We start from the raw sequence: 22,946 nt of genomic DNA, 5'->3' as shown, positions 1-22,946 counted from the left end.
TAGCGGTCCGCGAACTTGCCCAGATGGACGGCGCGGATCTGCTCCATCGCCCGCTCGCGGCGCTCCTTTTTTCCGATCCCCTTCTGCTTGAGCCCGAACGCGACATTCTCCAGCACAGTGAGCCAGGGATACAGCGCATGGTCCTGAAACACGACGATCCGGTCGGGCCCGGGTGCCGTGACGGCCATGCCGTTCGCTTCGACGCGGCCGCGATCCGCCCGCTCCAGCCCCGCCACCAGATTCAGCAGCGTGGGCTTGCCGCAGCCCGATGGACCGAGGATGGAGACGAACTCTCCTTTCCCAATCTCGAAGGCAATGTCGTCCAATGCCGTGTAGCCGACGCCGCCCCGCTGCGCGAACGTCTTGCCCACTCCTTCCAACCGGATCATGCGGCCACCCCCAGGACTTTTTTTCGTATCGTTATAAATGTTCTTGAAACGCATCCGTATCGAAAATGACGACCTGCTTCTTCTCATAGCGAACGATGCCTTCGTCCCGCCACCGGCCTAGTGTCTCGGTCACCGTCTGCCTGCTGCATCCGATGACGTAAGAGATCTCCTCATGGCTCAGCGGAAGCGTGACGACTGTCTCCTTCCCCGAACGCACGCCAAGCTGCAGCAGCAGCTGCGCCAGCCGCCAGGCCACCGGTCGGGAGACGAGCGTCTCCACGTAGCGCTGCGTTTGCAGCAGCCGGCGGGCGTTGGCCACCGTCAGCGCATACAGGGCGTCCGGGTGCTGCTTGAGCAATCCGATAAAGGAAGAGGCGGGAATCGAGAGAATGCGGCTGTCCGTGATGCATCGCGCATAACGCTGCCGCTTCTCCCCCGTCAGCACCTCGGCCGCGCCGAACACCTCGCCCTTGTGCCGCAGGAACAAGGTGATGCTTTGACCCTCTTGCGCGAACTGAGAGATTTTCACCAGACCTTCCCGGACGAAGTAGATCTCCTGGCTCTCCTCTTCGCTCCTGAAAATAAAGGCGTTCTTCTTCACGTCCCGGGAAGCGCCGAATGTCTCGAAGAGCCTGGCCAGCGCGAGCTGCTCGGCTTCGCCGTTATCCGGCAGGGCCCCTTCCGAATAGGGCGATATCCTCTCTTGATGCATGCGCGCCTTGCCCCTTTCGCTTCGCTAGATCAATTCTCAGTTTGCTGATCGGTATTTATGATTATAGAGGATCGTTCGAAGGGAAAACAGTCGGCTACCCGACAAAATATAAAGCATCTGCGATAAAATGTAAGCGAAGCTGCGATGCGGTCGCCGCCATGCGCCCAATCTCTGCCGAGGGGGGCGGAGGACGGCGGCGGGCGGGGCGGCAGATACGGCGCGGGTGGTAGTTCCGGCGGGAAGTCTATTTCACATTAAGCATCCTGTCAGAGGAACCATTCATTGTTGAAACGCAGTCAATTCCCCTTAACGCGACGTCCCCCCGCAATATAAGTGTTGAAGCGCAGTTAATCTTGCACGTTCGAACGTTTTGACCCGGTTTTTAACTAAATAATTGCTGTTGAACACTTATTTCTTCCGTCCCCCGAATCTGCGCTACGATTAACTGCTCTTTAACAGTTATTCGTCTCCAACTGTCGGCCCCGGTTTAAAGAGGCGAAAAGAGGCCGCCCCGAAAGCGCTTGGCTTTCGGAACGGCCTCTTTTCCTCGGCGTCCATACCGGTTCTCCATTCGGATAGGGTCGAATCCGGTCGTCATTTCTATTCCATGTTTGAACCGTTCGACCGGTATTCCCTGAGCTCGGCCCGGAAGCGATGAAGCGGACGCATTATTGAGTGCGGGACCAAATCGAAAACGGACTTGATATGAAATGGAAACGAGACGCGCAAAAGGCCGTCCCCAAGGCCGGAGGGGCCGCGAAGACAACCTTTTGGAGGGAACAGAACCATCCCTTTATACGCTTCTAAATGCCACCGTACCCGCATTTACGCTGCGGTTGACGCGCAGGGCTTGCTCCGCCGAATTTAGCGCCCCGCCCCACTGCAGCGTATAGCGGAATTCGTAAAATCCGCCCAGCGTCGCTTTGAAGTTCGTCTCCCAATAGTTGGTCAGCACCCACGCGTACAAGGTAGGCGCCTCGTCCCGCGCTTGTCCCTGCACCTTGCGCTCGCCGAACGCGAGCGGTCCGGTCTGCATCAGCGGCGTATCCGGCGTCGCGATTGCCAGTCCCCCGGACGGCGACACGAGCGCCAGACCGTCCTGGATGCAGTAGAAGTCGGTCAGCGTGCCCGGAATCTGATCGACGCCCGGCCGGACGGCCGCCCCCGCCTTGTCGAACCACAGCTCGCCGCCGTCCGCCCGCAGGAAGGGTAGGGACACGTAGACGTTCTCCGGCTCCCACACGCTCGTCTTGTGCATGCGCACGGAGACGTCCGCTCGCGCCTGATCCTTGTACACCTTCAGGAACAGCGAGTAGTGGCTCATCCCTTCGACCTCGTAGAGCAGCTCCACGACCGCGTACAGCGGGCCGTCCGTTATCGATCTGACACCGGTCAGCATACCCGCAAAGCGCTTCACGTTCATGCCCTTGCGGTTGCGGCCCATGATCCGGCGGACCGTCATCTGGTCGCCGTGTTCGCCTTCCGTCACTTCGTACACGGGCGTAAAAGCTGCGTGCGTCTGGTTCGGATCGATAAGCTCCTTGCCCGTTCCCTTGTCGACCCAGGAGACGATCCCGATGCCGCTCCGCCACGAGATCCGCATATGAGGCGTCTCGATGCCGTTCTCGGTCACGGCTGCTTGTTCGGCGGCGCCCGCCAGCGGCACCAGGTCCCGGATATCGTGGATGCGGTCCGCACCGATAAGGCGCGTGCTGCTCGTCGTGCGTCCTTGGGGCTTCGCCGAAGCCTCGCGAATGACGTAGCGCTTCTCTTCCCGCGCGCCGAGCTTGGCCATGATCGCGATTTGATAGCCCCGGCTTACCGTCTCCTGCTGATGCGGCACGACCTCGCCCGTTTGCTCGTCCACGACCTCAAGGCCCTGCCTGAAGTAGTCGGCTTCCCAGTTTTCCTCCAGATAGAAGTACGCTGCGTCCGTAACCGGATCATCGAACGAATTGACGACCGTAAACGTGAACGCGCGGCTCGCCCGCAGCAGCACGTCTCCGCGAGCGCGCAGCACGCGGTCGAGCGAACGCTGGACGAGGCGGCTCGCATGGGCCGCGTACGCCTCTTTGCGAACGCCCAGCTCCTGCACCATCGGGTGCCACGGCTCGGAGATCGAGGAGTGGTAGCCCCACGTATGCTCGGCATACATCGTCAATTGCAGCTTCGCTTCCTCGATATCCGCCGGCTTGACGCTGCGGCCCTCCGGATCGAGCCGCTCGACGACGGACAGCGCACGCTGGGCGCCTCTGAAGATCTGGGTATGCATGGCGGTGGAGGCGACGCCGTCGGACCACCAATCCGGCCAATCGCCTCTGTAGACAGGGATCGGCACGTTCTGCTTTTTCACCAGGTCGAAATAGCGGTCCGGCGTCGTCATCTCGATCTCGATCCGGTCGCCGTGCTTCGCGTTCCATTCTTGGATAAAGCTCATGATGCGGCCGTTCGGAGCGGCGTTGTCGCGCAGCAGGCCCGAGACGTTCACGACCGTGAAGTCGTACGGATAGTCCTCCTTCTCCAACTGGGCCAGATATCGGCCGATCCTCGTCTCCGCGATCTGCCAGTGGTCCTCGGCGATCCCCCGGATCGGCGTCTCGTCCTGGATGGAGTAGGAGAACGTGCCGTCCGGGTTGAGGCCGAGATCGTTGCCGATCATGTAGTGCTCGCCGTTCCACACGAGCAGGCGGTCGCCCTTGGGCGTCTCCCAGTAGAACGGGAACTGCTTGCGCCCGATTGCGAACATGCCGTGATGCGTATGGATGCAGCTCAGCAGATGCTCGATGCCCGCGTCCGCCATCGCCTGCGAGTAGCCCCAGCTGTAGCCGTTGATGTCCGCCGTCATTGCCGAACGGACGCGCAGGCCATGCGCAGCCGCGAACTTGCCGGCCCGGCCGGCCATGTCGGCGACGAGCTCGTAGCCAGCCAGCTCCGTCATGTTCAGGTACGTGCCGGACAGCTCGATATCGCCCCTGCGGAGCGCCTCTACGAAGCGGTCCTTTTCCGCGTCGGTCGCTTCTTCGAGGAACCGCTCGACGGCCCAGAACGCCTCGCAGGTCCACTTGAAGCCCTTCCACTCGGGGCGCTCGGCCGTATAGGAGGCTTCGATGATCTCGAGCGCCTGCCGGATGAAGTCGACCTGGTACTGCTCGATTTTTTCCTGTCTTTCCGTGTAGCCGATGTCCGTGTGCGAATGGTGGATGACGAATAGCTTCCATTTTTTCGTCAAGCTTGGCATCAACGTTCTCCCCCCGTCAAGAAAGTCGTTTCCGTCATAAACCTGTATATGCCAAGCAGCGTGCTTGTCAGCGTATCGCGGCCGACTCGGACCTCGGCATGCATGCCGGACCCGGCGAGCGCCTGGCGGAAGGCCGGCAGGAACAGATGCGCGCTCCTGGAGATCTGTCCGCCGAGCACGATCGATTCCGGCCCGAACCGGAGGAGCGGCGGTGCCAGAATCTCTGCCATCCGCTCGCCGAAGCGGCAGAAGAGACGTTGCGCCGCGGCGTCGCCGCCGTCCGCCAGCAGCGCCAGATCCTTAACGTCCAGGCCGGCATCCGCGAGGCCGAACCGCGCGGAGAGCTGCAGCACGCCTCTCCGCGAGATATAGTCGTCGGCCATCCTGTTCTTGTAAGGCGTGGCGTACAGCCAGCCGTCGCTCGGCACGTCGGCGCGCGTCTTCACGAGACGTCCCGAATCCAGGAAGCACGAGCCGAGCCCCGTGCCGATCGTCAGGCAGACGACGCGCCCCGCCCCTTCCGCGGCCCCGCCCGGTCCCGTCTCGCCAAGACCGAAGAGTGCGGCATCGTTCTCGAACGCGAGGCGAAAATGCGGCGCCAGCCGGCTGCCCGTCCGCTCGTCCGCCCGCAACGCCTCGTCGAGCAGGCTCCCCACGGGGAGGCCGTACAGCGCGTCGAACTTGCCTAGCCCCCGAATGCGGCTGACGCCCGCTTCGTAATCGAACGGTCCGGGAAAAGCGAGACCCAGCCCGTCCACGCAGGCATCCGTCCCCGACTTGCGCAAGACGTCCGCGACGACTGCCGCAAAATGCCCGATCGTCTCCTTCGCCGCCAGCCGGGCCCCGGATTCATAATGTCCGACGCTCGCTGCGACGACTTTCCCGTCCACGACGGCACCCGCTTTAATTTGCGTGCCGCCGACATCCAGCGCGATCACCACGGAAGATGTCATGACCGACTCCCCCTACGCCCGGACATAAGCCTTGATCGTGCCCACCGTCTTGCCTTCGCTGGCTCCGCTCGGCCGAATGGTATAAGCGTGAATCGATGCCGGAACGATAAACGTCTCGGCGTAGCGAACGACGAACGGTTCGAAATCACCGTCCGGGCTCTCGACGGTCGCTTCCTCCCCTTCGATCAGGTTGAGCATATGCACGCTGCCGTTGCTCTCGTGCAGAACCGGTTCGGAGAACCAGTGTCGCCGCGTCTCGATGAACTCGAGCTCATGCAGCCCCGTGCGCTCCTCGCGCCAGCCGGTCCCCTCCGCGAGCGGCTCGACGACGTTGACGCACTGCGCCTCCGTCCACTTCGTCGTCCGGTCCCAGCGAATGACCCGCTCGCCATGATCGATATGCACCGGACGCGGCTTGCCGTCCAGTCCCAGCCGGTCCCAGTCCCACAGCTTAAACGTGAAGATGTACGGCGTCGCGCTGATCTCCAGCACCATGCAGCCCGCGGCCGAGCAATGCACGGTCCCTGCCGGGATGAGAAAGTGATCGTGCTTTTTCGCCGGGAACGTATTCGTATACTTCTCCGCAGGGAACGAATAGCCGCCCTCCTGCGCCCGGCGCAGCTCGGACATCATCTCGTCCGGCTTGACGCCGTCGCGCAGTCCCAGATACACTTCGGCACCAGGCGCGGCATCCAGAATGTAATAGCTCTCGTCCTGCGTATAAGCCATGCCGAACTGCTCGCGGATATACTCCACGGTCGGGTGCACCTGCAGGCTTAAGTTTTGGCCGCCGATCGTATCCAGGAAGTCGAAGCGAATGGGGAACTCGGCGCCGAACCTTGCGTACACCTTCTCGCCAAGCAGCTCGATCGCGCGGAAAAACACCAGGTTGATCGCCGGCGTCTCGAGCCGATGCGGGCCGTAGCGCAAATAAAGGCTGTTCTCCTCCGGCACGCCGTCGAAGCCCCAGGCATACGGATGCTCCCGCTTGGGCAGGTCGATATGCGCCTCCAGCCACTCGCCCCCCCATACGCCGGGATCGAAGTACGGCACCAGGCGAAACGGCCGCTTCGCCGCTTGGGCCAATCCGTCGAACAACGCTTCGCGGGTCGTCATGACGGGCGACGCCTTGACGTTCGTATCCAGGTAATAGTCGGCCGCGCCGAGCAGCCGCTTCTTCAGCCGGTCGGCCATGCGCCATTCGAAGAAAAAGCCCCGCTTGTACAGGCGCAGGATGTCGCGCTCGCGGCTTGCCGAACGCCAGCTGCCCAGCTCTCCGGAACGGTACCGCTGCTGGATCTCCCAACGCGCCAGGTCGGCATAGATAAGCAGATCTCCGTTCGCGATCAGCGATGCGCCGAAGCCGACGATCAGGACGACGCCCTCCCGAACCGCCTCGATCCGCTCGCGCAGCGCGTCGATCCGCGCCCGATCGTAGAACTCTTCCACTTGAAAAGGCGCCATGTAGCCGAACACGCGATCATCCGTCATATAGCGCGCGACGATGCGGTCGACTTCGGCGGGAGGCAGCGCCGCTTCTTCGGCGCGGATGACCGTCAAGGCACCGAGCGCCTGCTCAACGCCCGCGACGATCTCCTCCTGCCGGACGCCGGGATAGCACTCCAGGACGACGACGGCTCGACGCCGGCCCAGGCGGCCGATGGCGGAGCCGAGCTCGGCTCCGATCGCTTCGTAGCCCGCCCATACTTCGTCTTCCCGTCCCTTGATCGCGATGAAGGGCTCCTTGTCGTAGCGTGATGGCATATTGCACAGCTCCTTTGCGTGATCTGATCATATATTATCAGATTCAACCACAAATGAACATTATAAAAGTGCGACATTTTGTTCGATTTTGTTAGAACCCCGCTATAACACGCTATACGATATGAAGCTCCACACCGCTGCTCTCGATGAGTTCGCGGTCTTCACGGGAAATGCCCGCGTCGGTGACGAAGACGTCGATATCCTTCAGGACGGCGACCGGCGCGAAAAAACGCTTGCCGATCTTGGAGGAATCGAGCAGCATGACCACGCGCCGCGCTGCGCGGATCATCGCGATCTTGACCTGCGTGTCCATCAGGTTCGGATCGGTGAAGCCGATCTCCGGCGTATAGCCGAGCGCGGACAGGAACAGCGTATCGGCTTGATAACGCGAGAAAAATTCTTCCGCCAAAGGGCCGACGAACGTGCCCGACTTTTCTCGGAGAATGCCGCCGCACACGATGGCGCTCCGCCGCTCGCCGGCGTAAGGCCGGAACCGGTTCAGCGTATCCAGGCCGTTGGTGAGCAGCGTCAGCTCATTCATCCCTCCGAGGCGATCGACCATATAGGACACCGTCGTGCCGTTTTCCATCGCCACGATGTCGCCTTCGCCCACGAACCGTTGCGCGGCATAAGCCGCCAGCCGCTCCTTGACGTCCCGATTGTGGGCCTGCTTGTCCGTGAGCTCGGGCTCGTCCTGTCCCGGCTCCGCTCTCGCCCCCAGGTAGACGGCGCCGCCGTGGGAGCGGCGGATCACGTTCTCCTGCTCCAGCGCGTTCAGATCCCGGCGGATGGTCATCTCGGACACGCCGAAGCGATCGCTCAGCTCCCGCATGGTGGCCACGCCTTTGTCGGCCAAATAATCGATCAACAATTGCTTCCTCTGCAATGGTAGCATCGCGCACCTCGTCATTTTTTCTCATTCTATCATAAACGAACATCGTAATCGCAGCCTTCACGAAAAACAGGTTGGTACGCCTTCATATGCGGCAGGATTCTGCTTAAAGGTCATAAGGGCAAAAAATATAGGGCACTCCCCCGGAAAAGGCGCCCCAAATGCTGTCTAATATAGGTTACATGTTTGTAGGAGCGCACTGCTCCTACGCCTCGGGAACCGGGATCGTCACGCTGACCCGCGTCCACCGGCCAGGCTCGCTCGCGACATCGACCCCGTATTGGCTCCCGTACTGCACCTGGATTCGCTGGTGAACGTTGCGAAGCCCGTAGCCGCGGGACTGCTTGACGAGGACGTCCTCCGCGACGCCGGCGGGCATACCCGGCCCGTTGTCCTCGACCGTAAATACGAGCGTCTCGCCGTTCTCCCCGGTGCATCCGCGGATACGCAGCATGCCTCTGCCCTCGCGCTTCTGGTCGATGCCGTGCTCGATGGCGTTCTCCACGATCGGCTGAAGGACGAGCTTGATCATCCGCTGCTCCAGCAGGGCGTCGTCCACCTCGTATTCGACGTCGAAGTTGTAGTCGTGCATGATGAGCTGCATCTCTAGGTAAGACTTCGTATTCAGCAGCTCGTCCTTGATCAGGATCAGGTCGTTGCCCTGATTCAGCGTCGTCCGGTAGAACGTCGAGAGGATGCCGGCGACCCGGCTGATCTCCTCGGCGCCCGCGTCGATGGCCTTCCAGTTGATAACCGACAGCGAATTGTACAGAAAATGCGGATTGATCTGCGCCTGAAGCGCCTTGAGCTCCGCCTCCCGCTGAACGATCTTGCTCTTGTAGCTCTCTTCGATCAACTGGTTGATGCTGGCCAGCATCTTGCCGAACCGCGATTCGAGCTCTCCGATCTCGTCGCCTCCGTGGACCTTGAGACTGATCGTCAGCGTCCCTTCCTCGACCAGCTTCATCTTGTGGTTCAGGCGCTGGATGCGGCGAACGAACACGCGGGAGAAAATCCAGCCGACGAGCAGCAGGACCACGATGCAGAGGCCTTCGATGATAAGCGTCGCCCGGAGAATCTTCCAGGGGCTGATCGTGAGCGCGTCGTCGGGCACCATCAGGGACAGCGACCAGTTGGACGCTCTCAGTTCGCGATGCAGCCAGAGATATTCCGGATGGTCGTCGGCCGCGCCCTGCAGCCGCCGCTCGACAAGAGCCGCGGCGTCCCCCATCCGCCCCGAGGCCGGCTCGCTCGCGTATACGACCTTGCCGTGACTGTCGGCGATGACTGACGCGGCTTCCGGCAGATCGGGCAGATTTAGCGAGTCGCGCAAAAACTCCGGGACAAGCTCTACGTAAACGAGGTTTTTCTTGTCGTAGTTGATGTCGCCGAAGATGCGCCGGACGCCGAACACCTTTCCGTCTTCGATGTACCAGCGCGTGTCGATCGTCTCCATCGCTTCCTTGTACCAGTAGGCATGCTCAACGGCAGAGATCGGCATGATCGAATTGAAGCGTTCGGTCACGTTGTTCTCGGTGTAAATGACGATCCGCTGAATGTCGCTGTTGAGCGAGGTCGTCGTATTGATAAGCGGATCTACGATCTCCTTCAGATCGAGGTACATCGTATAGTAGCTCTTGTATTCTTCGTTGAAGATGTGGGAGAAGTTCGGATTGTAGCTGATAAGCTCGATCGCGGCGTCGAAGCGCTGCAGCTTGTAGCTCAGGCTGTCGTCGATCTTGCCCAGATTGTCCTGCAGCACGACGTTTGCCTGCTTCAATTGCACTTCCTTGGACTGCTGGTACGAGTAAACGCCAAGAATCGAGAGCGGGATCAAAGTGACGGCGAGATAGGAGATGAACAGCTTATGTCTGAGTTTGATCGATTTTCCCCACTTCGCTAGCAACGGTCGATCCGCCCTTCCTGCGCCTTATGGTCTCTCCATCTTACTCCTTTACCGCGCCGAGCACGATGCCGCTCACGAAATATTTCTGGAGGAACGGATAGATCAACAGGATCGGAACCATGGATACCATAACCTTCGCCGAGTTCAGCAATTGGCTCGACATATTGGTCAGCCGCTTGATCTCTTCCGGATCGGTCGTATTCATGATCGAGTTCACGCTAATGATCAGCTGCTGGATGTAGGTTTGCAGCGGCCAATGCTCCTTGTGCTGCATCAGGATCATGCCGTCGAAGAAGGCGTTCCAGTGGCCGACGATCGAGAACAGGGTGACAGTTGCCAATGCCGGCAGCGAGATCGGGACAAAAATGACGGATAGCGTTTTCCAGGGACCCGCGCCGTCCATGTTGGCCGCCTCTTCGAGCTCCTTCGGAATGCCCTTGAAGAAGTTCATCAGCAGGATGACGTTGAACACGGGCACTGCCGTGGGCAGCACGAGCGCCCAGATGGAGTCCAGCAAGCCGAGCGAGTAGATCGTCATGTACCAAGGGATCAAGCCGCCGTTGAAGAGCATGCAGAAGATGACGAACCACATGTAGACGTTACGGCCGGGAAACAGCTTGGCTGATCTGGACAGCGGATAGGCCATCAGCACCGTGATCACGAAGTTGATCGCGCCCCCCAGCAGCACCCGCTCGATCGACACGCCGAAGGAAATGAAAAAATTGCGGTCCCGCATGATGGATTCGTAAGCGCTCAGATTAAAGTCGACCGGCCAGAAAAAAACCTGGCCGGCCATCGCCGGAATTTTGCCGCTGAACGAGATGGCCAGCGTATTGAGAATCGGCGCGATGGAAAAAAAGGCGATCAGGCTTAAGATCAGATAGATCGTCCAGTCGACGGCACGGCTGCTTCCGCGTATCATGAATCGTCACTCCTGTCAGAAGATGCGGTAGTTGGCAAAACGGGCGGCAAGCAAGTAAGAAACGGCGATCAGGAGGAAGCTGACAACCGACTTCAGCAAGCCGACGGCGGTAGCGAGGCCGTATTGAATCTCCAGCAAGCCCGCGCGATAGACGTAGGTGTCGATGATGTCCCCGGACTGGTAGACGACGGGATTGTACAGGTTCAGAATTTGCTCGAAGCCGGCGTTCAGCACGTTGCCCAGGCTGAGCGTCGCCAGCAGGATGATTGTGGGAAGCAAGCCGGGTATGGTGATGTGAAGAAGCCGCTGAAAGCGGTTGGCGCCGTCGATCGCGGCAGCCTCGTACAGGCTCGCGTTGATCGAGGTCAACGCGGCAATATAAATAATGGTGTTGAAGCCGAATTCCTTCCAGACGTCGCTCGCCACCAGAATGACCCGAAACCAGGAATTGCTCTGCAGGAACATGATCTCTTGGCCGCCGAACCACTGGACGATCTGATTCACGATGCCTTCCAGGCTCAGCAGATTAACCAAAATGCCGGATAGAATGACCCAGGACATAAAGTGAGGCAAATAAACGATCGTCTGAACGATGCGCTTGAACTTCATGTTCATGACTTCGTGCAGCATCAACGCGAATACGAACGGAACCGCCATGCCGGCTACAATCTTTAAGGATGCGATGGACAGCGTGTTGACGAAGATCGTACGGCTGTCCGGCAAGTCGAACATGTACTGGAAATTTTCCCAACCTACCCAATCCGAGCGAAAGATGCCGAGCGTCGGCTGGAAATCCTGGAAGGCGATGACGATGCCAATCATGGGAATGACGCTGAACACGAGCAATAAAGCGATGCCGGGCAGCAGCATGAAATGGTAGTGACGGATAAACGATCGGTTATTCATTGCATCTCCACCTATGCGCTAGATTCGGTTCATTAAGAAGGGGCTGACCTGACTTGCCGGGCAGCCCCTGATCACGTTTAGCGAGCGCGATTATTTTGCCTGAAGCGCCTCCTTGATCTCCTTGGCGACTTGGTTGCCGCCGATGGACTTCCACGTGGAGACGAAGCTGTCGAATTCGTCCAGCGGCGACGTGCCGGTAATGATCTTCAGGAACGTCTCGTTCTCCAGCTTATCCAGGTTGGCGCCGCGCTTGAGCATCGTCTCGGTCTTGCCATAGTACGCGGGCTCCACCTTGTTCAGCTCCTTGGCGCCGGTGACCGCCGCCGCCGTATAGAAGGCCAGCGAATCGGCGTAAGCCGCCATGTCCTGCTTCGGATTCTCCTGGTTCTTCAGCACCGACTCGACGCGGGGAAGGATGCGTGCCGGCAGGCCGGTCTTGTCCTTGTCTTTGACGACCTTGTCATAGATCGGCACGTCCCGTGCCAGCGAATCCTGGAAGTCCAGCTGCAGGTTCAGCGGATAGTTCAGCCAGCCTACGCCGAGGCCTTTATAAAGCTCCTGCGAGGCAGGGTCGATCAGGCGGATGCCTTCGTACTCTACGTTCAAGATTTTGATGGCAGCTTCCGGATTTTTGGCCTGCTTCTTGACGACCAGGAAGGAGCCCGAAGGGACCGAAGGGACGATATTGCGCTTGCCGGCGTCGTCGAGCGGCACCGCGAGCGGCACCCAGTCCGCCTTCGGATTCGCCTTGACTGCGTCGGACATCGCCCAGCCGGCGAACCATGGCGCGAACAGGATGCCCGCGCGGCCGCTGGATACGAGACCGGCGTTGTCCTCCCATTTCCGCGTCAGGAACTCCTTGTCGATCAGGCCTTGCGCGTACATCTCCCGCAGCACGCCGAGCGCCTGCTTCGTCTCCGGCGTCGTGGAGCCGTACACGACATTGCCGTCGGCATCCTGGAACCAGCTCTTCGGATAGCTATGGTAGGCGTTGAAGATCGGATCGAAGGTGAAGAAGCCGCCGTCGGTCGCGATCGACGTGTCGCCGAGCAGACCGATCGTATCCGCCTGACCGTTGCCGTCCGGATCCTTCTGGACGAACGCCTGGATGATGGCCTTGACATCGTCCACGGTCTTCGGCAGCTCCAGGTTCAGATGCTCGAGCCAGTCCTTGCGCATCCAGAGCAGCTGGAAGTTGCCGTCGATATTCGTGTTGGGCAGCGCGTAGAGCTTGCCGCCGATCCGCCCGGTGTTCAGTACGCGGTCGCCGGTATAAGAGTCGTAGTACTCTTTGATCAGCGGCGATGCGTATTTATCGTAGACGTCGGTCAGATCCGCCAGCATGCCCGCCTTGGCCATCCGTTGGAACTGCTGCTCGTCGACGACCATGATGTCCGGGATGTTGTTGCTCGCGATGGCCAGCGTTACCTTTTGATTGTAGGCGTCCAGATCCTCGACCGAAAAATCGTATTTGATCTTCACGTTGAGACGATCCTCGACATACTTCAAATATTGGTTGCTCTCCAGCGTATCGCCGGAAGGCAGGTTGTTGCCGGATACGCCTTGTCTGCCCAGCGACACCGTGACCGTCTCGGCGTACTTGCCGAACGGATCTTCTCCGGATGCGGCCGCGCTCGATTCGGCACCCTGCTGCGAAGCGCTTGGCGAAGCGTTCGGCGTATCGCTTGCCGCGCTATTGCCGCCGTCGCCGCCATTGTTGCCGCCGCCGTTGCTGCAAGCCGTCGCGCCCAGAAGCAGCGTCGAACAGAGCAAGAGGGTCCATTTTTTTGTAGTCATGCCCCAACCTCCATCGAATGAACTTGTTTGCCTATTCATCATAGCAGCAGCATGAAAACGCCTTCCATCTCACAAATTTATGATTTGAACAGGTTTTTTACGGAGTTGCTTCCCTGTACTTGGCCGGGGTGACGCCGTAATATTGCCGGAAAGACTGGATGAAATAGTTGGAGCTTCGGTACCCCAGCATACTGCAAATATCCACGATCTTGATGTTCGTATCCCGCAGCAGCTCGGCCGCCTTCTCCATCCGCACCTGCGTAATGTATCGAATCAGGCTTTGCCCGGTCTCCTTCTTGAACAGATAGCTCAAGTAGCTGGGCGTCAAGTACACCTGGTTCGCCAAGCCTTCCAGGGAGAGATCCTGGTCGTAATTTTCCCCGACGAGCTGCTTGATCTGCTCGATGATCTTGTTCGTGGACTCGGCTTTGGATGCCGACCCGGGGCTCGCTTCCACCAGATCGAAGATGGCGAACATGACCTGCTTCAGGTCGTGAAGAGACGCGCAGCGGGATATTTTGTCCAGGTACTCATTCATGACGGGCAGGCGGCTCTTGTGCTCCTTCGCCAACGCCTTGGACAAAATCTCCGAACAGAGGAACTTGGTATAGAGCGACGAGAAATGCCCTTTCGTCTTCAGATAGGCAAACAGCAGCTCGATCCCGTACTTGGCCCCTTGCACGTCCTGGTACGCCAGGCACTGGTAGAGCTTGTCCACCATCGCGTTCAATTCGGTCTCGTTAAAGGGGGCTTCGGTGAATTGCGCTTCGGAAAACAGGATCGGCCGGTCGTCCATAAAAAAGCGGTATTCCAGCAACCGCTCGATACTGCCGTAGGCTTCGTGCACATGCTCCCAGCCGTCGGCGGCCGCACCGACGACGATGCTCACCTTCTGGCCGAAGCGCTCGGTGGCACCGGAGGCGATCGTCTCGGCCAGCGACCGGAGCGCCCCTATGGACAGCGGGACCGGGTGGCGGACGAATACGATGCTCTGACTTTCGTTGATGTTCAGGTAATCGAACGTATAAGTCACGCACACCTGAAGCATCGCGACGAACGCGTCGTTATGCATGTCGAAGAACATGTTGGGGCATTCCACGAGCAGCAGATGAATCGCTTCCAGCGTCCCGTGAGCGCCCGGCGAAGGCGGGTGCGCCGGAAGTCTGCCGCCTCGCGGCGCGTTGATCGCGTCCAGCAGCATCTTCTCCCGCTCGTAGGCGATTCCGCGTTCGTAGCCCTCCAGCAGCTGCAGCTCGCGCATGCGCCCAGCCTCTTTTTCCTCGCAGGCGGCGATCGCCTCGCGCATTGCGGACAGGAACTCCGGCACCTGAATCGGCTTGAGCAGATAGTTCGCTACGTTCGTGCGAAGCGCCCGCCTGGCATATTCGAACTCGTTGAAAGCGCTGTAAATAATGATTTCGATGTCCGGCTTTTCTTCCCTGATTTTCTCGGACAGCTCCAGGCCGTCCATGAACGGCATCTTAATATCCGTGAGCACGATATCGACAGGCTCGCTCCGAACGATCTCGAGAGCCTTCTCCCCGTTCTCCGCCGTCACCGTCTCGAGCTCCAGCTTGCAGCTGCGAATCAGGTTCCGCAAGCCCTCTCTCTCGATCCGTTCATCATCCACGATTAACAGGCGTCGCATGCGATTCGCTCCTTCCCGGCGGCATAAGCACAAAAAGGGCTTCTCTCCGCAGAGAGGCCGCCCTTGTCATGATATCAAAATTATACGCTTCTAAATGCCACGGTACCCGCATTTACGCTGCGGTTGACGCGCAAGGCTTGCTCCGCCGAATTCAGCGCCCCGCCCCACTGCAGCGTGTAGCGGAATTCGTAAAATCCGCCCAGCGTCGCCTTGAAGTTCGTCTCCCAGTAATTCGTCAGCACCCACGCGTACAAGGTAGGCGCCTCGTCCCGCGCCTGGCCCTGCACCTTGCGTTCGCCGAACGCGAGCGGCCCGGTCTGCATGAGCGGCGTATCCGGCGTCGCGATTGCAAGTCCCCCGGACGGCGACACGAGCGCCAGACCGTCCTGGATGCAGTAGAAGTCGGTCAGCGTGCCCGGAATCTGATCGACGCCCGGCCGGACGGCCGCCCCCGCCTTGTCGAACCACAGCTCGCCGCCGTCCGCCCGCAGGAACGGCAGGGACACGTAGACGTTCTCCGGTTCCCACACGCTCGTCTTGTGCATGCGCACGGAGACGTCGGCACGCGCCTGGTCCTTGTACACCTTCAGGAATAGCGAGTAATGGCTCATCCCCTCGACCTCGTAGAGCAGCTCCACGACCGCGTACAGCGGGCCGTCCGTTATCGATCTGACGCCGGTCAGCGCACCCGCGGAGCGCTTCACGTTCATGCCCTTGCGATTGCGGCCCATGATCCGGCGAACCGTCATCTGGTCGCCGTGCTCGCCCTCCGTCACTTCATATACGGGCGTAAAAGCTGCGTGCGCCTGGTTCGGATCGATAAGCTCCTTGCCCGTTCCCTTGTCGACCCAGGAGAAGATCCCGGCGCCGCTCCGCCACGAGATCCGCATATGAGGCGTCTCGATGCCGTTCTCGGTCACGGCTGCTTGATCGGCGGCGCCGGCCAGCGGCACCAGGTCCCGGATATCGTGGATGCGGGCCGCACCGATAAGGCGCGTGCTGCTCGTCGTGCGTCCTTGGGGCTTCGCCGAAGCCTCGCGAATGACGTAGCGCTTCTCTTCCCGCGCGCCGTGCTCGGCCATGATCGCGATCTGATAGCCTCTGCTCACCTTCTCCTGCTGATGCGGCACGAGCTCTCCCGTTTGTTCTTCCACCACTTCCAGACCGTTTCTATAATAGTCGGCTTCCCACTGCTCTTCCAGGTAGAAGAATGCCAAATCCTCGATCGGCTCGTCGAACGGGTTGACGACTTGATAGGTGAACGCGCGGCCCGCCCGCAGCAGCACGTCCCCGCGAGCCCGCAGCACGCGGTCGAGCGAACGTTGGACCAAGCGGCTCGCATTGGCCGCGTACGCCTCTTTGCGGACGCCCAGCTCCTGCACCATCGGGTGCCAAGGCTCGGAGATCGAGGAGTGATAGCCCCACGTATGCTCGGCGTACATGATTAATTGCCGCTGCGCTTCCTCGATCTCTTCTGGCTTGACGCTCCGGCTCTCCGGGTCAAGCTGCTTGACGACGGACAACGCGCGCTGGGCGCTGCGGAAAATCTGCGTATGCATCGCCGTGGAGGCGACGCCGTCCGACCACCAGTCCGGCCAATCCCCCCGGTAGACCGGGATCGGCGTATCCTGCTGCTTCACCAGGTCGAAGTAGCGGTTCAGCGTAGTCATCTCGATCTCGATCCGGTCGCCGTGCCTCGCGTTCCACTCTTGAATGAAGCTCATGATACGGCCGTTAGGCGCGGCGTTGTCGCGCAGCAGGCCCATGACGTTGACCAGGGCGAAGTCGTACGGGTAGTCCTCCTTCTCCAGCTGGGCCAGATACCTGGCGATTCTCGTCTCCGCGATCTTCCAGTGGTCCTCGGCGATTCCCCAGATCGGCGTCTCGTCCCGAACGGAATAGGAGAGCGTCCCGTCGGGATTGATCCCCAAGTCGTTGCCCATCATATAGTGCTCGCCGCTCCATACGAGCAAGCGGTCGCCCTTGGGCGTCTCCCAGTAGAACGGGAACTGCTTGCGCCCGATTGCGAACATGCCGTGATGCGTATGGATGCAGCTCAGCAGATGCTCGATGCCCGCGTCCGCCATCGCTTGCGAATAGCCCCAGCTATAGCCGTTGATGTCCGCCGTCATCGCCGACCGGACGCGCAGGCCGAGCGGCTCGGCGAACTTGCCGGCCCTCGCGACCATATCCGAGAGGAGTTCGTAGCCGATCAGCTCCGTCATGTTCAGGTACGTGCCGGACAGTTCGATATCGCCCCTGCGCAGGGCATTCGCGAAGCGGTCCTTTTCTTCGTCCGTCGCCTCTTCGAGGAATTTCTCGACGGCCCAGAACGTCTCGCACGTCCATTTGAAGCCCTTCCACTCGGGATGCTCGGCCGTATGGGAAGCTTCGCTGATCGCGAGCGCCTGCCGGATAAAGTCCACGTGATACTGCTCGATTTTTTCCTGTCTTTCCGTATAGCCGATGTCGGTATGCGAATGGTGAATGACGTATATTTTCCACTTTCTCGTCACGCTTTGCATGCGTTCTCCCCCAACGTATCCTGTCTTGCGACCAGTATAGCCTCGGGAGGAACGGGTGGGAAAGTTCACATTTTTGCGATTCATATCATATTTTTTCGGGATCTGCGGTCCGGCGGCGCTTCATCGCTGCTTGACCTTCCTTGCAACCGGCTTGGGCGTAAAAATTCCATTTTCGAGTGCATATCGGACGAGCTGTACGCGATTTTTTAACCTTAGCTTAAAAAAGATATCCTTGAGAACCAGCTTTATCGTATTTTCCGGAACGGCCATGCGGTGGGCGATCTCATCGTTTTTGAAGCCTCTGCACAAATATCGCAGTACGGCAGTCTCCATGGCGCTAAGCGAGGGTTGTACGGGGCGAGGAACGCTCTCGAGGACGAACGGCTTCAAAATCTGACAGCCGAGCTCTCTCGGCAAGGGCGCGTCCTCAATGAGAAGCGATCTTAAGTATTCATGGAAGGAGGCGGGGTGCAGCGTTTTGAGCACGCAGCCTTGCGCTCCGCTTTTCAGCGCTTCAAAATAGGTTTCGACATCGGCAGCTCCCGCCAGCATCACGACAAGGATGTCGGGATTTGTTTTTTTGATCTCCCGGACCGCCAGCGATCCCTTCATATCCTGCAGCTCCATCGCGACCAGCGCCAGCGCGGGCTTGATCGTTCCGGCGAGCGATACCGCTTCCCCGCCGCTATCGGTCTCGGCCGCGACCTCGAAGAGCGGATCCAGCTCCAGCAGGTATTTGATTCGGTCCCTGGACGCTTGCGACCGGTCCGCAAGCAATACGCCGTTTCTTCGGCTCACCGCTTCAACACCTCCTTCCGCCAGTTTCCCTCTTTATTGAACCTCCAGCTGCCTCGTAAACGAGAAGTGCTCGTCCTCGTAATTCATATGGATCGTAATCGTATACGCCCCCGCCGAAGGAAACGTATACGGCGAAACGTAAGCATCGCCCTCTCTGACGGCGTCGATCAGACTCGGCAGCTCGCTTTTTGCGTTGATCTGGAACTGCACTTCGGCTTCCAGAGCGGCATACTTCTCGTTGTCGACGGTCGCGATCAGCTTGGCCTCCTGCCCGGCCGCAGGCTGCGCAGGCTCGCTCGTCAGCGAGACTTCGGAGAACTTCAACGTCCCCTGTCTTGCCGATGCGCCGCAAGCCGCCGTCAGGAGCAGCAGTGCGGCGAGAACGAACATGACGCCAAGCAAGCGCGCCGGTCGCTTGAACCGATGGATGTGCATCTCTATTCTCCTTCCTGTATCGCCTGCGAGCCGCTCGCGACGAGTCTGTCGAATGCGCCGTACAGTCCGCCCGCGTCGCGATACGTCTCTTTGAGCATCTCGACGTCCCCCGCATATCGCACATGTCCCGAAACCATGAATAAGGCGGTGTCGGCGTAGGATTCGGCAATATTGAGCTGATGCGTCGAAAATACGACCGCTTGACCGTCTCCTGCGGCCCTCCGGATCAGTTGCCCGAAGGCCTCCATCCAGTAGGGATCCAGCCCGTTCGTCGGCTCGTCCAGCAGCAGCAAGGCAGGCTTCGCCAGCATCGCCTGGGCGAACAGCAGCCGCTGGCGCATCCCTTTCGAGAACGTGGATATTTTGCGGTCCCGCACGTCGAGCAGGCCGACCGTGTCCAGCAGCTCGAACACCCTTGCGCGCGTGACGCGGCGCAGCGCCGCGTAGAAGCTCAGCGTCTCGAACGCCGTCAGGGCCGAGCCGAACTGGAACTCGTCGGGCATGTAGCCGATCCGGTCGGCGTAGGCGATGCGGTCGTCCGTCCAGGCAAGCCCGTCCAGCAGGACGGTGCCCGAAGTCGGTCGCGCGATGCCGGCGATCAGGTTGATCAGCGTGCTCTTGCCTGCGCCGTTGCCGCCGCACAGCGCGACGATCTCCCCTTCGCGAACCGAGAGCGAGCACGGATGGAGCAGCGTCGATCTGCCGATTGACTTGGACACCTCCGCGATCTCAAGCAGCTTCTTGCCCACGTCTGCGCCCCCTTTCCCACAAGCCCGACGCCGCTTCGACGTAGATGACGATCCACAGCACGAGGACGCCGGCGAAAATCAGGCTGCCCAGCGGCTGCTGGATCCATTTGACCCATTGATAATATTCGGGGCCAAGGATGGAGCCGCCGCCCATCTTGACGATGAGGAACAGGCGGTTCAGCTCGGCGGGATTCATGAAGATGAGCGCGACCAGCGCCGGCTTGATCCACAGATACGGCAGGAATCCGAGGACGGCGATGAGGATCGTCGGCCAGCCCAGGATCAGAAAGAACCAGATGCCGACGCCGTATGTAAGGGCCTGCCAGCGATTGCGGCAAAGCGCGCCGAGCAGCGCTGACAAGCCGAGGAACTGCAAAATGATCAATACGGAAAAGAGTAGGAACAGGCCGAACGCCTGCAGCGAAAAGCCGCGTCCGAACGCCGCGCCGGCAATGCCGGACAGTCCGAAGCCGAAGGCGACGATAACGGTCAGCACGACGGCGAGCCCTGCGTATTTCCCCCAAATGTAAGCGCGGGTGCGAAGCGAGAAGGAAGACAGCAGTCGCCAGCCGCCCTCCTCCTTCTCCGAAGTCAAAGAAAACGATCCGAGCAGCAGCGTCATCAGGGGGAGCAGGTACAGGATCAGGTTGATCATCGTCCCGGTCGTGCTCGTATACCCGGTCAGGCCGGCCTGCGACTGGATCAGCAGCAGCGCCAGGCTGAACAGGGCGAACAGCGCCATGAACGAATAAGCCCAGGGATTGCGAAAGCCCAGCTTGATCTCCCGCGAAGCGATTGTCTTCAGGTGAAGCAAAGCCTTCAACCCCTTATTTCGATTCGGCGTCCATGCCGTCGCTCTCCATGTCTTTCATTTGATCGGCATGCTCCGCCATCATCGCCTTCATCATGTCTTCGTTGGACGCCCACTCATGACTGTCGAGCTCTTGCGCGGTCATGATCCGGCCCTTGCCTTCCTTGGCGACGAACGCCTCGGCATCCTTCTTTTCTTTGAAGGAGATGACGTTAAAGGCCATCGGCGTCTGAATCGATTTGTCGTAAACGTAGGTGGCGTCGGCCAGCCTGACCCATTCCTTCGTATTGTAGTCGCGCACGAACTGCTCGCCGATGTCCTTCGTTCCGTTCTCCGCGCGCCAGACGAACAGATCGCCGAGATCGTCGAATTTGAGCGCCTTCTTGTTCTTGAGGATGATCTCGACGGCGAACTGGTCGTCGGCGACCGCCATGTTGCACACCGGACATTTGTCGACCGTCTCGTCGATCGCGACCGGCTTGTACGTCGTTTTGCCGCAGGCGGCAAGCATCGCGACGGCCAGCAGAAGCGCCAGCGTCAAAGCGAACCTTTTTTTCATGATTTTTTGTACCCCCATCGATATAGGATTGTGAGCGCGGCCAGCAGCAGCAGAACGCCGGGAAGCCATGTCCGACGGCCGCTCGCCGCGTCTCCCGTCTCCGGCGATTCGAGCGGAGGCTCGAGCAGCGGGCTTGAATCCCGCAACCAATTGGCCGTATCGGCGCGGAACATCTGCGCGAGAAACGGCAGCCCCGGCGACTGGAAAAAAACCTGAAAGGCTTCGATATCCTCGGTCAGCCGGAGGAAAAAAGGATCGATCTCGTAGCTCAGATCGCTGCGTCCGTCTCCGTCCGCGTCGAGCGCCTCGAAGTCGTCCCAATAATTCCCCTCAAGCACATTGTCCTTGCTGTCCGTAGACTGCGCCTGATTGACGTTGGCGGCGAACAGGCTGCCCTGCAGCCGATTGCCGTCGGACTGGATCATTTGCATGCCGATAAAATTCCGAACGATCTCGTTGCCGGCCAGCTTATTGTCCGTCGACCGCTCGACGTAAAGGCCGACGCGATTGCCGACGACGCGATTGCCGCTGATGTCGGAGCGATGGACGTCGAACAGCAGAATGCCCTGCGAGTTGACGTTTTCCGTCTGTTTCTCGAAGCGATTGCCTTTGACGACCGCCCCCTCCACGGCCATCACCATTCCCCCGGTGACATTCCCTTCGCCGACGTTGTCCGTGAGCTCGGACCCGGCCGAGAACATAAAGTGGTACCCGTACCGCGAGTCGGTCGCCACGTTGCCGCGCACGCGGGTCTCGTTGCTGCTCTCCGCATAGACGCCGTCGTGCACGTGTACGATCGTGTTGCCTTCGATGACGTTGCGCGCCGAAGCGAGCAGGTCGATGCCGTTGCCGCGCCGGGAATACGGCTCGTCCGGGTTCTCGGGGTGCGCGCCTTCGATGCGGCTGTCCAGGATGAGATTGTCGTTCGCTTGCCGGAGAAAAATGCCGCCGCCCTGCGACTTGATCCGCAGCCGCTCCAGCCGGTTGCCGTCGGACTGCACCAGGATCGCAGGCTTCTTGGGGTCCTTCTGGCCGTCCTGCACGGCGATGCCCCGAATGACGATGCCGTCCGCCGCCAGCGTGAGCGCCGGGCGATCGCTGCCGTTCGTCACGACTGCCTCCCCGTCCGAGGAGATCGTGATCGGCTCGGAGACGACGGCCGGTCCCGCATACACGCGATCGCCGGACAGGACCAGCGTCTGTCCCGGGGACGCGGCATCGATAAGCGGCTGCAGCGGTATGGCGTCCGGCGCCGCCCGCGCGGCGTGCGGTCCCGGCGCGACCATGCCGGCACAGCACAGCAGTGCCAGCGTTCCGGCCATAATCGCTCTCTTGAAAGGCCGATGCGGTGTTGCACGAATTTTGATGTTCACCAACTCCCGAAGCCGGAGTGCTCGCCGGAGCGGCGGCAGTCCCTGCATTCGGGACAGCCCGCTCTCCGGACCGCTTCATTGTACCGAACGTTGCGGTGCGGGCGTATGCCCCGATCGGGCTATCGGACAGGCCAAATCGGCCTGCAAATATGATCAAATTCCGAACTTGCGCCCGGTTTGGCAGCAGGCGGACGGGGCAAGCGCTTCGCGGACATAGGGACGATCCCCGAAGGCATATACATGCGTGTTAGAAAGCCGCGTATGACGCCGCCTATGACCTTTGTTTGCGCAATGGCGTGCAGCGTACGGACTGGGAAGCCCTTATTTTTGTTCCTATCGCTATTTGCGGCCCGCTCGCGGACCCAGGAGCCTCTATTGCGGGACTGGAGACCTGTTTCAGCCTGGATCTGGGTGAATAACGACTCTCCAGTCCGATATGATCGCAATTGCACCGTTTTTTACGAAATAGCGTCATCTGAGTCCGGTATCTTCGTTCGACTTGGCTTGGCTTGCCTTCGGTTCGAAATCCGCCTGGGCGAGGGATGACCTACGAATGCCCGCAAAGGATG

At 60.1% G+C, this 22,946-nt stretch carries 18 protein-coding genes; all 18 read right to left on the bottom strand.

Going from position 1 to position 22,946, the window contains the following annotated elements; genetic code table 11:
- The coding region (locus KVT38_RS13840) for an ABC transporter ATP-binding protein (protein WP_217594318.1) at positions 1 to 389 on the bottom strand (389 nt) is incomplete at its 3' end.
- 31 nt (positions 390 to 420) lie between these two features.
- Positions 421 to 1,101, bottom strand: coding sequence for a Crp/Fnr family transcriptional regulator (locus KVT38_RS13835; RefSeq protein ID WP_217594317.1), 681 nt, complete (start codon positions 1,099 to 1,101; stop codon positions 421 to 423).
- A gap of 793 nt (positions 1,102 to 1,894) precedes the next feature.
- Positions 1,895 to 4,339, bottom strand: coding sequence for a glycoside hydrolase family 38 N-terminal domain-containing protein (locus KVT38_RS13830; RefSeq protein WP_217594316.1), 2,445 nt, complete (start codon positions 4,337 to 4,339; stop codon positions 1,895 to 1,897).
- Complete coding sequence (locus tag KVT38_RS13825) at positions 4,339 to 5,292, bottom strand: ROK family protein (RefSeq protein WP_217594315.1); 954 nt, start codon at positions 5,290 to 5,292, stop codon at positions 4,339 to 4,341. The genes KVT38_RS13830 and KVT38_RS13825 overlap by 1 nt, the downstream gene beginning before the upstream one ends.
- Positions 5,293 to 5,304: 12 nt before the next feature.
- A complete protein-coding gene (locus tag KVT38_RS13820; RefSeq protein ID WP_217594314.1) occupies positions 5,305 to 7,056 on the bottom strand; it encodes a class I mannose-6-phosphate isomerase in 1,752 nt (583 codons plus the stop codon).
- Between the two features lie 112 nt (positions 7,057 to 7,168).
- Positions 7,169 to 7,951, bottom strand: a complete 783-nt coding sequence (locus tag KVT38_RS13815; RefSeq protein WP_217594313.1) for a DeoR/GlpR family DNA-binding transcription regulator — start codon at positions 7,949 to 7,951, stop codon at positions 7,169 to 7,171.
- Positions 7,952 to 8,153: 202 nt separating this feature from the next.
- Positions 8,154 to 9,854, bottom strand: coding sequence for a sensor histidine kinase (locus KVT38_RS13810; RefSeq protein WP_217594312.1), 1,701 nt, complete (start codon positions 9,852 to 9,854; stop codon positions 8,154 to 8,156).
- Between the two features lie 40 nt (positions 9,855 to 9,894).
- Positions 9,895 to 10,776 carry a carbohydrate ABC transporter permease gene (locus KVT38_RS13805; RefSeq protein ID WP_217594311.1) on the bottom strand — a complete coding sequence of 294 codons (882 nt, stop codon included), beginning with the start codon at positions 10,774 to 10,776 and terminating at the stop codon, positions 9,895 to 9,897.
- A 15-nt stretch (positions 10,777 to 10,791) separates the two neighbouring features.
- On the bottom strand, positions 10,792 to 11,682 hold the full coding sequence (locus KVT38_RS13800) for an ABC transporter permease (protein WP_217594310.1): 891 nt from the start codon (positions 11,680 to 11,682) through the stop codon (positions 10,792 to 10,794).
- A 90-nt stretch (positions 11,683 to 11,772) separates the two neighbouring features.
- Positions 11,773 to 13,479, bottom strand: coding sequence for an extracellular solute-binding protein (locus tag KVT38_RS13795; protein ID WP_217594309.1), 1,707 nt, complete (start codon positions 13,477 to 13,479; stop codon positions 11,773 to 11,775).
- Between the two features lie 97 nt (positions 13,480 to 13,576).
- Positions 13,577 to 15,127, bottom strand: coding sequence for a response regulator transcription factor (locus KVT38_RS13790; RefSeq protein WP_217594308.1), 1,551 nt, complete (start codon positions 15,125 to 15,127; stop codon positions 13,577 to 13,579).
- Between the two features lie 80 nt (positions 15,128 to 15,207).
- Positions 15,208 to 17,652, bottom strand: a complete 2,445-nt coding sequence (locus tag KVT38_RS13785) for a glycoside hydrolase family 38 N-terminal domain-containing protein (protein ID WP_217594307.1) — start codon at positions 17,650 to 17,652, stop codon at positions 15,208 to 15,210.
- 120 nt (positions 17,653 to 17,772) lie between these two features.
- Positions 17,773 to 18,450: a response regulator gene (locus KVT38_RS13780; RefSeq protein ID WP_217594306.1), complete on the bottom strand. Its 678-nt coding sequence runs from the start codon at positions 18,448 to 18,450 to the stop codon at positions 17,773 to 17,775.
- 33 nt (positions 18,451 to 18,483) lie between these two features.
- Complete coding sequence (locus KVT38_RS13775; protein WP_217594305.1) at positions 18,484 to 18,885, bottom strand: Ig-like domain-containing protein; 402 nt, start codon at positions 18,883 to 18,885, stop codon at positions 18,484 to 18,486.
- A gap of 2 nt (positions 18,886 to 18,887) precedes the next feature.
- Entirely contained in the window at positions 18,888 to 19,634 is a 747-nt protein-coding gene (locus KVT38_RS13770; protein ID WP_217594304.1) for an ABC transporter ATP-binding protein, read from the bottom strand.
- Entirely contained in the window at positions 19,615 to 20,448 is an 834-nt protein-coding gene (locus tag KVT38_RS13765) for an ABC transporter permease (RefSeq protein ID WP_254639210.1), read from the bottom strand. Before KVT38_RS13765 ends, KVT38_RS13770 begins: the two co-directional genes overlap by 20 nt.
- A gap of 13 nt (positions 20,449 to 20,461) precedes the next feature.
- Positions 20,462 to 21,004, bottom strand: coding sequence for a nitrous oxide reductase accessory protein NosL (locus KVT38_RS13760; RefSeq protein WP_217594302.1), 543 nt, complete (start codon positions 21,002 to 21,004; stop codon positions 20,462 to 20,464).
- Positions 21,001 to 22,326, bottom strand: a complete 1,326-nt coding sequence (locus tag KVT38_RS13755; protein ID WP_217594301.1) for a right-handed parallel beta-helix repeat-containing protein — start codon at positions 22,324 to 22,326, stop codon at positions 21,001 to 21,003. The genes KVT38_RS13760 and KVT38_RS13755 overlap by 4 nt, the downstream gene beginning before the upstream one ends.
- Positions 22,327 to 22,946 lie beyond the last annotated feature (620 nt).

The organism is Cohnella sp. GbtcB17 (assembly GCF_019091135.1).
Lineage (GTDB): Bacteria > Bacillota > Bacilli > Paenibacillales > Paenibacillaceae > Cohnella.
Note: the sequence above shows the minus strand (reverse complement) of the source record. Positions and strands in the feature narration are given on the sequence as shown.